This window comes from Salipiger sp. PrR007, assembly GCF_010499845.1.
Lineage (GTDB): Bacteria > Pseudomonadota > Alphaproteobacteria > Rhodobacterales > Rhodobacteraceae > Salipiger > Salipiger pacificus_A.
In genome coordinates, this window is sequence record NZ_JAAGOZ010000026.1 from 15,409 (window position 1) to 26,802 (window position 11,394).

Annotated in this window: 7 protein-coding genes; 1 reads left to right on the plus strand and 6 read right to left on the minus strand. The window is 61.6% G+C overall.

The genetic code is table 11. From position 1 onward, the window contains the following. Nucleotides 1-65: 65 nt before the first annotated feature. Nucleotides 66-137, minus strand: coding sequence for a zf-TFIIB domain-containing protein (locus tag G0Q01_RS27325; protein WP_370526725.1), 72 nt, complete (start codon nt 135-137; stop codon nt 66-68). A gap of 1,065 nt (nt 138-1,202) precedes the next feature. On the opposite strand from G0Q01_RS27325, the gene G0Q01_RS12250 reads away from it, so the two are divergent. After that, nucleotides 1,203-2,765, plus strand: a complete 1,563-nt coding sequence (locus G0Q01_RS12250; protein WP_164213417.1) for a DUF4214 domain-containing protein — start codon at nt 1,203-1,205, stop codon at nt 2,763-2,765. Between the two features lie 88 nt (nt 2,766-2,853). Here G0Q01_RS12250 and G0Q01_RS12255 read toward each other — a convergent pair whose 3' ends face one another. From G0Q01_RS12255 to G0Q01_RS12275, 5 genes are all read right to left on the minus strand, one after another. After that, nucleotides 2,854-4,173 carry a UDP-glucose/GDP-mannose dehydrogenase family protein gene (locus tag G0Q01_RS12255; protein ID WP_164213418.1) on the minus strand — a complete coding sequence of 440 codons (1,320 nt, stop codon included), beginning with the start codon at nt 4,171-4,173 and terminating at the stop codon, nt 2,854-2,856. A gap of 100 nt (nt 4,174-4,273) precedes the next feature. Beyond that, on the minus strand, nt 4,274-5,185 hold the full coding sequence (locus tag G0Q01_RS12260; protein ID WP_164213419.1) for an NAD-dependent epimerase/dehydratase family protein: 912 nt from the start codon (nt 5,183-5,185) through the stop codon (nt 4,274-4,276). Beyond that, complete coding sequence (locus G0Q01_RS12265) at nt 5,182-6,099, minus strand: hypothetical protein (RefSeq protein ID WP_164213420.1); 918 nt, start codon at nt 6,097-6,099, stop codon at nt 5,182-5,184. The genes G0Q01_RS12260 and G0Q01_RS12265 overlap by 4 nt, the downstream gene beginning before the upstream one ends. Continuing rightward, nucleotides 6,096-7,238 (minus strand): polysaccharide pyruvyl transferase family protein, encoded by a 1,143-nt coding sequence (locus G0Q01_RS12270; protein WP_164213421.1) that lies wholly within the window; start codon nt 7,236-7,238, stop codon nt 6,096-6,098. The genes G0Q01_RS12265 and G0Q01_RS12270 overlap by 4 nt, the downstream gene beginning before the upstream one ends. Nucleotides 7,239-7,288: 50 nt before the next feature. Beyond that, the gene (locus G0Q01_RS12275; protein WP_164213422.1) at nt 7,289-11,173 is read right to left on the minus strand and encodes a glycosyltransferase; all 3,885 of its coding nucleotides are present in this window, start codon (nt 11,171-11,173) and stop codon (nt 7,289-7,291) included. Nucleotides 11,174-11,394: the final 221 nt, after the last annotated feature.

Below are 11,394 nucleotides of genomic sequence, written 5' to 3' on the forward strand. Positions count from 1 at the left end.
CGAACATGATCTAAAATGACGCATTTCAGACTGCATTAAGGCAAAATAATGCCCCTAAGAGATCTTCATTTTGTCAAAGTACCGCCGCACTGCGGACATTTATCAAGCCGAACCTGACCGGCCCTCATGTTAACCATACGTTAACAAAGGAACTTCCTCGAAAGCCTAGCCTCTACGGCATCTCTGGGCCGTAAGGATGCTTGGAACCGGTACCCGATAGCGTTCGGCAGTCCTGCCCAAATTTCGACAGCTATCAGGTTTCAGTGAGCAACATCACATTTAAGTGATCACTAGTTTTCCAGAGCTTTTCTACATTTCTGACGTTCGAGACCCGAAATGAAATTCTAATTTATGAATGTGACGGAGACTTATTAAACGCAACCCATTGAATATAAATTTCCCGCCCCTTCCCCAACTGGAAGAAAATCTCTTGTCTAACAAGTTTAATCTCGATGCGATAAAAAAATTTCTTGATGTAATCACAGTGAGAAAAATTTATATCATTTATAATTACTCTCACTCACCGCCGTATAAATGAATCTGCACTCACTGCAGCCACAGGCTGTGGTTTGGTCAGCGCGACTGTGGTGCCTGCTATCAGGCGACACCTTGGATCAATCGCTACGGCCTCTGGCTCTGCGCGCTGGCCGCACTCGTCGTCACCGCGTTGATTGTCGCAGGCGCGCTGCACTAGCGGGCATCCCCACCGCCCGATGAAATGCTTCGAGTGATCCCGATTGTGCTGACTGTTGAGCGGACCGCCGTGGCGCGGCCTCCTTGCCGAAATCTGGACCATCTGCGCAGCGTTTGCTGGTCAAAACCGTTCTCAGCGCGGCGGTAGCTGTGGTATGTTTGCGGGACAATTTTCAAGCAACGCGCGTTCTGCCGGACCCTTTTTGACACGACACTCTGATAAGTCGTTTCGTGGTGAAGGAATTTGCAATGGTGGTTTCCAGGTCTCCCAGCAGCGTCCGGCCATTTTGCCACGCCCCGGCAGGCTCCCTTACAGGCGCCCCGTCCACCCCTCTCTTATCCTTGTTACAGGCACCGCCGGCCCCGGCCCGGGGCGGGCGCCTCGCAGCCGCGCAGGAGGAGGACCGCAGAGCTGACAGCCTGATGCCCCGCCGGAATTTTCCGGGCGGCTCACCGCCATGGGTCCGTATCCCACAATGATTTCACATATTTAATAAAGGTACACACGAATGCTTTTGACTTATTTCGGTAATGATCGCGATATCTTCGACGATGCATTCTACAACAGCGCCGAGGGCGGCTTCGACATCGCGCTGCTGAGCGCGAGCAGCACCCAGCTCACCGTCCGCAACGAGGAGACCGGCTATACCACCAGGCTCACCGGCACCGGGCTGGCAGCCAGTGACGATCCCGCGGATCTCGCCGGCACGCTGACCGGGCTCGAGATCAGCAGCCCGGCCGGGGTGATCGCCAGCTTCACCGGGCTGAACTGGGATCTGCCCGCCCTCTACACCGCGCTCGAGCAGCTCTTCGACAGCGACGACGACGCGGCGCTCATGGCCCTGCTGAGCAGCGCGCCGCTGACCGTGGACGCCTCGAGCTCGAGCTCCAACAGCACCTTCCTGCTCGATCAGGTCACCACCCCGGTCACCTATCTCGGCAGCACGCTGCTCGACGAGATCACCACCGGCAGCGGCGACGACCGGCTCTTCGGCGACGGTTTCGCCGGCAGCTATGCCGAGGAGGCCTCTGGGCAGGTCTACCGGCTCTACCAGGCGACGCTCGACCGCGCGCCGGACCTTACCGGGCATCACAACTGGACCGAACGTCTGCTCACCGGCACCATGAGCCTGCAGGAGGTGATCAACGGCTTCACCGGCAGCCCGGAGTTCAAGGCCACCTACGGCAATCTCGACAACCAGAGCTTCGTTACCCTGCTCTACAACAACGTGCTCGACCGCGCCCCCGACGCCACGGGGCTGACCAACTGGACCGCGCGGCTCGACGGCGGCATGTCCCGCGCCGAGGTAGTCAAGGGCTTCTCGGAAAGCGCCGAGTTCAAGGCCGGCACCGCCGGGGCCGCCTTCGCCTATAGCTATGCCTTCACCGAGGACGGCTCCGCCGCCACCTGGGGCGACGATGTCTACCGGCTCTACCAGGCGACGCTCGACCGCGCGCCGGACATCAACGGCTTTCTCAACTGGTCCGGACGACTCGCGGACGGCATGGAGCTGGGCAAGGTGATCGACGGCTTCGTGCAGAGCGCCGAGTTCAAGGCCACCTACGGCGCGCTCGACAACGGCGATTTCGTCACCCTGCTCTACAACAACGTGCTCGACCGCGACCCCGATGCCACGGGGCTGACCAACTGGACCGCGCGGCTCGACGGCGGCATGTCCCGCGCCCAGGTGGTCGAGGGCTTCTCGCAGAGCACCGAGTTCAAGGCGGCCACCGCCGACGCTCTGAAGGAATGGCTGCGCGACGTCGATTACGGCAGCGGCTCGATCTACCACGACCTGCTGCACCCCGGCGCGGGCGACAACCTGCTGGCGGGGGGCATTGGCGCCGATGCCTTCGAGTTCGCCCAGACCGAAGGCGGCAGCCACCGGGTGCTCGATCTCGAGCCCTGGGACTACATCTCGCTCGAGGGCTTCGGCTATGCCGATGCCGCCACGGCGCTGAGCCACATGAGCCAAACCGGCAGCGACGTAAGCTTCGAGGACCAAGGGGTGAGCATCACCTTCAGCCAGATCCTGCTGGCCGAGATCACCGACGATATGATCCTGGTCTGAGGTGCTGCCCGCCCGCTGAAACGGAAGAAGGCCCCGGAAAAATCCGGGGCCTTCCTACAATGTCTCTCTTGTCTGGCGTGCTGGCGGCTCAGCCCGGGAATCCGGCCCGGCCGATGCTCTCGTAGGCGGCAAAGCCCGCCGCTTTGGCATCTTCGACCGCGTAGATGTTGCGCAGGTCGGCAAGGCGCGCGGTGGCCATGCCCGTTGCGAGCCGCTTGAGATCGAGCGCGCGGAACTCGTTCCACTCGGTGAGGATGACCAGCAGGTCGGCGTCCTTGGCGGCGGCGTAGGGATCGTCCTCCCAGGCCACGCCCGGCAGCAGCGCCTCGCCCTCGCGGCGGCCCTGCGGGTCGACCACCGAGACCGAGGCCCCACCGCCCACCAGCGACGGCACGATGGTCAGCGAGGGCGCGTCGCGCATGTCGTCGGTGTTGGGTTTGAAGGTGACGCCCAGCACGGCGACCTTCTTGCCGTTGAAGCTGCCACCGCAGAGGTCGAGCAGCTTGTCGGTCATCCGCCGCTTGGTGTCTTCATTGACCTTGATCACCGTCTCGACGATGGAGATCGGCGCGGCATGTTCCTGGCCAATGCGGGCCAGCGCCTTGGTATCTTTCGGGAAACACGAGCCGCCATAGCCCGGCCCGGCGTGCAGGAACTTGTTTCCGATGCGCCCGTCGAGCCCCATGCCCTTGGACACGCTCTTCACGTCCGCGCCGACCTTCTCGCAGAGCGCGGCGATCTCGTTGATGAAGGTGATCTTCGTCGCGAGGAAGGCGTTGGCGGCGTATTTGATCATCTCGGCGGACTCAAGGTCCGTGGTGACGATCGGGAAGTCGCGCAGGTAGAGCGGGCGGTAGATGTCTTCCATCACCTTGGCCGCGCGGTCATTCTCGACGCCCACCACGACCCGGTCGGGCTTCATGAAGTCATCGATCGCCGCGCCTTCGCGCAGGAACTCGGGGTTGGAAGCCACGTCGAAGTCGAGCGCGGGATTGGCGGCGGCGACCACCTGCTGCACCTTGCGGTTGGTGCCCACGGGGACGGTCGATTTCGTGACCACGACGATATAGTGATCGGCGGCCTTGGCAATCTCCTCGGCGGCGGCCATCACGTAGGTGAGATCCGCATGGCCATCGCCGCGCCGGGTCGGCGTGCCGACCGCGATGAACACCGCCTCGGCCCCGTCGATGGCCGCGTGCAGGTCGAGGGTGAACGACAGCCGCCCGGCCTCGACGTTCTTGGCCATGAGCGTGTCCAGCCCCGGCTCGTAGATCGGCACCTCGCCCCGCTCGAGCATCTCGATCTTGCGCGGGTCCTTGTCGACGCACACCACCTCGTGGCCGAAGTCGGAGAAACACACCCCGGAAACAAGGCCGACGTAACCGGTGCCGATAACTGCGATTTTCATGGGGCCTCACCACCGCTTCGTTACTTATGTATCGCGCTACATAGTCCCTCTTTGCGCCGACAGGAACCCGTCTGCCGGGGGGAGCGCAAATCGGCCCCGCTCAGCCTTGGGCGGCAAACATGCGTGCGACGCCCTCTTCGAGGGAAATGTCCGGCGACCAGGACAGCAGTTGCCGCGCCTTCGAGATATCGAGGATGCTCCGGCTCACGTCGGTGTTTCGGCCCGGCAGGAATTCCTTCTCGAAGCGCACGCCGAGCACCGCCTCGAGCGTTTCGATCACCTCGAGGATCGAGCGCCCCTCGCCCTTGCCGATGTTGAGCACCTCGTTGCCCGCCTCCGGACAGGTGACCACCTTCTCCACGGCCGCGGTCAGGTCGTCGATATAGATGTAGTCGCGCTCGCTGCTGCCGTCTCCGAAAATCTGAATCGGACGGCCTTCGCGATGACGCTGCAGGATCGCGGGGATCAGCCCTTGCCCCTTGCGAAAAGTCTGCCCCGGTCCGTAAGGGTTCGACACGCGCAGGATGACGTACTCAAGCCCGTCCACGCGGCTGAACATCTGCAGGTATTTCTCGATCATCAGCTTGGTCATGCCATGCGAATTGATCGGGTTGGTCCGCGCCGTCTCCGCCGTGGGGACCGGGGCGTTGGGGCCGTAGACCGTGCCGCCTGACGATACGAAGATGTACCGGCGCACCCCGGCGGCCATGGCATTCTGGATGAACGACACATGCGGGATTACGTTCTCCTGTATGTCATCCACTAGAACCCGGTTGCCCATGCCGGGGCTCGAGGAACTGATCAGCTGTATGACGGTGTCCACATCGCTGAGGCTCGACAACATCGAGATCGTGCTGCCGAAGTCGCCTTCCCGAATGTCCACGCGGGACCGGAACTCCGAGAGGAACTGCTCGTCAAACCCTCTGGAAACCGCGCGTATCGCGAACTTCTCGGACAGTTGGCGAACCAGGCTCCTGCCGATAAACCCATTCGCTCCGTATATGGCGATCATCCCACACCTCCGGAGAAGACGCCGAACTGCTCGGCAATCCACGTGTTGTTGGGAGTGTGCTGCCTGAGAAACGCACGCCGGACCTCGGAGGTCATCAACGCATACTTGCCGCTCAGGTCTTCTCCGGAAGCAATGCGATCATTGAGAGACTGCATGAAGGACATCGCAGGCTCTTTCCCGGAGGTCGCGTAGATGTCCCGAAGTTTCGCGAAGTACCTGTTGTCGACATTCCCGTTCGCATCGCGCTTCGGCAAAGTCATCTGCGCGGCATCGATGCCCAGAATGGAACAGAAATCAAGACAGACATCCCCACCGACAAGAAGATCGCGCTCGTATTCGCGAATGTGAATATCACAAAGATCGAGCGAGTTCCGAAGCCGCTCCACGAGCGACTTGTAGTCGAGCAGTCGCGTGTAGTTCTCCTGCGTCAGGAACCTGTTGAGGCCCTCAGGAGTCACCAGGGTCTCGTCCAGAAGGAACTCACTCATCCGCGACAGTAAGATCTTGTTTCTCTGGTTGTAGAGGGACTCCGCGAACTTGTCCTGGCGCCTCAGGTAGACGATGACGGAGACCTCGAAGCCCTTGAGAAGCTCCTTGAGACGGCCAAAATCCCTCTGCCTGGAAAAGTCCTCCGCCGAAATGATCGGCACCAGCGGGCTAGAGAGTATCTCGGCGCGAATGACTTCGATCTGCCCGGGGTCGTATTTGGCAAAAACCGAAGGGTAGTCGGCTAAGCTCGCCGCAAGCAGGTTTTGCCGAAACGCGGTCTTCCAAATGCCATCCTGCCCCGCCATGGGAAGCCTCGGGTAGAAGAAGCTCTGCTTGCGCAAAGCCTCTTCAGAGGAGTGCAGCATCAACTGAATGCTGCTGGTCCCCGTCTTCTGCATGCCGATGTGCAAGAACAGCTTCTTCATGACAGCGCGGCCTCTTCGGCTCTCGAGGAGATCGAAACCTCCAAGCCGCATCTTTCGAAGAAGCTATTGAAGTTCTTCAAATATCTCTCATATGATGATTGGAAGCTGTGGCCCTCAAGGCTCTCATAGAGCCCCCGCAGCGTACTCTCGTCCCGAACATCAAGCCCCTGCTCCAGCACATAGGGCACGTTCATCGTTTCCGCGAGCTCCACGGTTCGGGAGTCATGGGCGATCAGCAGCGAGGGCGTGCCGGAGAGAATGCCGGAGATCGTGCCGTGAATCCGGGTCCCAATCAGGAAGGATTTCTGTCGGCAGCAATCAAACCAGCCGTCCAGCTCGAAGAATACCCGCCCGTGGTCCGCAAGATATCTGGCCACGGCCTCGGGGCTGTCTTGGTACACCTTGGCGAGATGGCTCTTCACCTCCTCAGGCTTGTCGAGTTCACCGCAACGATCCAGGGCGAAATAGAAATCCGCTAGTTCGGACTGCAGCAGGATGTCGAACTGCTTCTGAAGCGCCACCTTGTAGAGCTCGGCCGAGATACCGCTTGCCGCATGGAAATGATGACGCGTGCCGTAGACAAGCACCTCCTCGGGACGGAGATCGTCCCAGCCCGGCGTGACGCGGAACCGGGGCGCATGGTGCCCCGCCATCAGCATGGAGGGGCAGCCGGTGGGGACGGCGTTTGTGGCGCCATATTTTTCCAGCACCTCGCAGCTGAACTGCCCGCGCGCCGAGATTAGCGGGCTTCTTTCCGCCAGCAGCCTGACGAACCTCTCCGTTCCGGGCCGCAGGTTCGGGATCCTGCCGTCCATGCCCGCCTGCGCCCCCAGGCCCAGAACGACAATCGGCACATTGGTCTGCTCCAGCGTCTCGACCAACCCCGAGAAATCCGCCTTCTCGTTCAGCCAGTTCGCCGCCGCGATGACAATGCAATCCCGGTCGCTACCTATTCGCTTGTGGAGATGGTTGAACGGTGACCGCTGCGCTTCCGGAAAGAGCCGGAAGATAGACTCCGAAAAGATCAGATTCCCGGTGTTGTTCCCGAGCTTCTTCAGAACCAGATTGAGGTCTTGCGTTTCATCCACCGGCTCCCAGCCGACGCCGGCGACAATAGGTTTTTTTAGATTTTGCTTCATATCTTCCTTGCACCTCCGGTGCGGTTTCTTGGCGTCCGGAGCTCAACTTCTCAGAAAGCTTCTTCGCAGCTCAGCGCAGAGGCGCGCTCTTCGATGCACTTGTCGTAGAGCGACGCGTAGTCCTGCATCATTTTCTTGATATCGTACTTCTCATCAAACCGATGCTTGGCAGCCTTCGAATAGGCCGAGAATACGGTCTCGCTCCTGATCATGCGTTTTATCGCCTCGCAATAGGCGGGAATATCCACGTCACCATCAATATTCGGCACCACGATTCCCGCAGCGCTGTCACCGCTTCCGATCATTTCCGGAATCTCTCCGACGTTCGTTGCGACGATCGGTTTTGCCAAGGCCATCATTTCCAAAAGAACTAGGGGCATAGATTCTCCTATGAAGGTACTCGGAAGGATGCCGACATCACACACGGAGATTAGCTCATCCACATTATCGACGTGTCCGTAGAGGTGCACGAAATCCTGACCCTGTTGACGGATGTCCCTGGCAGCAGGGCCCTCTCCCACAAGCATCAGCTCGACGTTCAGCCCCTCTTCGTTGAGCTTGCCGACGATCTCGACGGCCTGGAACCAGCCCTTCTCCTTGATGCCGCGGCTGACCAGGCAAATAACGACGCTGTCGTCGCGCAGGCCCAGTTCGGCTCGACTGACGGCCCTGACCGCCGGAGAGGGCACGCCATTGGCAATCCTTTCGTGGTGATGTGGAGCGCCAAGCTCCTGGAAAACCCTCATGTTCTTGTCCGCGATGTGGATCCAGCAATCCATTCTATCGCGCATGAAGGCGTAGTCGCCCGCAAAGTCGACATCCAGCTTTGAGTTTTCCAGCAGTGTTTCGTGACAGCCATGCATCGTGGTCACCCAAGGCATCTGCGGCAGGGCCTCGATCTGCTGGCGGACGTATTTGTCGGCCCACCAGATCGACGAGTGGATGATGTCGATGTCGTAGTCGGCACAGAGGCCCGCGAGGTTGCGGAGCTTCGGATCGTTCTCCCGGATCAGCACAACGCCGGGATCGATCCGCGACAGCACCTTCTCGTGCGTCGCCGAATAGCCCACGTTGAGCAGCACTGCCCGGCCGCCGCGCGACGCCCAGGCGTTGGCCAGGCGGATGGCGAACATCTGCCCGCCACCCGGCGAGAGGTCGCTGGCCACCATCAGCAGGCTCGGGATCTCCTTGCCCGCGCTCAGGCGCGACGCCTGCCGGACGGCGTCGCGTTTCTCGGCATCCTCAATGCCGAAGCGGTCGAGGTCCTGCAACGTGAAGGCATCCGCCTGCGCCTGAGTCTCCTCGGCGATTCGGTAGGTGCGGTCCACGTACTGCCGGATTTCCGCCAGTTCCTCGAAGTAGCGCAGGCTGCCCTCGGTCTGATGGGTCACGGTGTTGCCGTGCCGGCGATGGTAGTTCAGCGTGCGCGCGTCGAAAGCGATATTGCCGCCGCGCAGGGCGCGCAGGTAGAAATACCAGTCGCCGCACATCCGCATGGAGGTGACCTGCTCGACGAAGGCAGGCTCGGGCTCGAACTTGCGGATCATCACCGCGCTGGCGTTGGGGATGACGTTGCCCACCGCGAGGCCGGCATTCACCTCGAGATGGTCGGTGGCGACATAGGACTGCATCCACCGCCCTTCGGCGATGCGGTTGAGATAGAGCGTGTCGTAATCCCCGAGCGACGTGCCGTCGGCGTTCACCGGCATCGACTTGGCATGGGCGAGAAACACGTTGCGGTCGTCCATCGCCGGCACCAGCGCCGCGAGCAGCCCGGGCTCGCAGTAGTCGTCCGCCTCGGCGATCCAGACCAGATCGGAGCGCGCCTCGCGCATGCCCTTCATCCATTGCGCGAAGGGCGATCCGGAGTTCTGCTCATTGAGGATTGCGCGCGTCGCCGGGCGGCGCCGCGCCCAGTCTTCGAGGATCGCCCCGGATCCGTCGGGCGAGGCATCGTCCAGCAAGATCACCTCGAAGTCCTGGAAGCTCTGCTCGTAAATCGAGGTCAGCCGCTGCTCGAGATAGGCACCGTAGTTGTAGTTCGGCACCACGATGCTGACGTGCGGGGCGACGCCCATGGCGCTGCGCAGCACATCGAGGATCTGCGGGCCGGTCGCGGTCACCGAGAATTCCGCCTGCACCGCCGCACGGCCGGTGGCGCCGTGATCGGCGAGCAGCGCGGGATCGGCCATGTAGTCCAGCACCGCCTGCGCCATGGCGTCGACATCGCCGAAGGGCACCGCGAGGCCGCAGCCGCGGGCGACGAACTCCGGCATGCCGCCGGCCTCCTCGAAGCAGACCACCGGCACCTGTTTCGCCGCCGCGTAGAGACAGACCAGCGGGAAGGGGTCCTCCTCGGAGGGCAGCAGGAAAAGATCCGCGGCCTCCAGAACGCCGGCCACATCCTCCTGGTAGCCGATCAGGTCCACGACCTGCCCGAGGCCCTTGTCCCGCACCATCTGGCGGCAGGCCTCCTCGTCGGGGCCGCCGCCGATCCAGACGAACTTGCAGGGCCGGCCGCTCTGTCGCGCGACCCGCTCGGCGATCTCGATGAACTTGTCTGGCGACTTGCGCCAGTGCATGACGCCGCAACCCATGACCACGAAGGCCTCCGGGTCCAGCCCGAGGCTGACTCGGCGCGCGGCACGGGCGTTTTCGGAGGGGGTCACTTCCGACACCGGCCCGATGAAGTCGTAGACCAGACGCACCTTCTCAGGATCGACGCCATGGGTCTGCCGCAGGTTCTCGGTCACCGCGGCGCTGCCGCCGAGGATGGTGTTGCAGCGCTCGGCGAGGCGCTCGATGCAACCCGGGTACTTGCCGATGATCTTTTCGAGCTCGTGAACGTAGCTGACCGCCGGCGTGTCCTCGCTCCAGACCTCGAAGAATCCGGTGCTCGCCACCGAGTTCACGAAGAGCCCCCGCACGGTCTCTCCGGCAAAGGCGCGGATCTCCTGCTCGGCCTGCGCCGGGTCCATGTTCCGCGAGACCACATGCACCGGGGCGATGGCCTCGAACAGGTGCCTGTGGGCGCCGTCCTTCATCGCGACGAATTTCACGTCGTATTTCGTCGAGGCGAGCAGCCACTCGGCGAGGCTGCGCAGCAGTTGCTGCGCGCCGCCGACCTCGAAGTCATGCGAGACCAGAAGAAGCAGCCCGCTGCTGCGGGCACCGAAGCCGGTGGCGACCGGGGCGAGAGTCTCCGCGGCCTGCAGGGCCGCTTCGCTCAGACGAACCGGAATCCGGCCTTCCTTCTTACCGAAGGCCAGGTAGTGATAGAGCGGATTAATCCCTGCCTGTAGGACGTCCGGGTGGGTCTCGAGGTAGAACTCCGCGTCGAAGTGCGACCCGGTCTCGCGCCGCTCGTTCCAGCCGAACAGGAAGTAGTGGATGATCGGATCGATGCCGCTGTCTAGAACATCCGGATTGATCCGAACATATTCCACCGGATCAAAAAACGGGTTGGGCCAGAGCCCGCGCGCTGATCCCGACTTCAGATAATGAGCAAGTGCATCCTCCTCCGGGGTAATTTCGTTCCCATATGTGGCGCGATAGAAATCGGCATCGAATAGATGATAGTGTTCAAGAAGAAAGTCGTAGAGAATTAACGTCTGAGAATCGACATCTCCGATTACCCGGTTGACCCGCACTGAGGATAGGAAGGGCCGCAGCATCTCATCACGCCGCTTGACCGCCTTCGGCCCGGGGTCGACCACAGCATTCGTTCGCGGCAGGAAGACCTCTCCGATGCAGACCCCACCCTCAGCAGAGAGGACCTTTGCCTTAAGCTCGCGTTGGGGCTCCACCTCGATGCTCAGCTGAAAACCGTGCTGGCCATCCCCGATGCCACTCTCCAGCAAGTCTCCTCGCACCACATCCGCCACGGTCTCTGCCAGCAGTCGCCCGTCGTCCTCGGCAACGACCCGGACTTGCATCCGCTTGCTGCCCTGCCCCTGAAGCCATCCAGTGATCGTACGGCCATCGACGATATCGATATGACCCCGTATTCCCGTCGCATTGTGCTGCGGCGCACCGTGCCGACGCCTAGTCAGACGCCGTATAATTGCTTCCTGTGGCAGTTTCATCATAAGCACTGATGCCTCATCCTTAAAATACTCTTACTATGGATCGCACCACATCTTGGGCGGTGATCCTG

Bases quoted from the DNA above. Each gene is read 5' to 3' on its own strand.
- G0Q01_RS12275 (WP_164213422.1), bottom strand. From the start codon at position 11,173: ATGCAAGTCCGGGTCGTTGCCGAGGACGACGGGCGACTGCTGGCAGAG.
- G0Q01_RS12250 (WP_164213417.1), top strand. From the start codon at position 1,203: ATGCTTTTGACTTATTTCGGTAATGATCGCGATATCTTCGACGATGCA.
- G0Q01_RS12270 (WP_164213421.1), bottom strand. From the start codon at position 7,238: ATGAAGCAAAATCTAAAAAAACCTATTGTCGCCGGCGTCGGCTGGGAG.
- G0Q01_RS12260 (WP_164213419.1), bottom strand. From the start codon at position 5,185: ATGATCGCCATATACGGAGCGAATGGGTTTATCGGCAGGAGCCTGGTT.
- G0Q01_RS12265 (WP_164213420.1), bottom strand. From the start codon at position 6,099: ATGAAGAAGCTGTTCTTGCACATCGGCATGCAGAAGACGGGGACCAGC.
- G0Q01_RS12255 (WP_164213418.1), bottom strand. From the start codon at position 4,173: ATGAAAATCGCAGTTATCGGCACCGGTTACGTCGGCCTTGTTTCCGGG.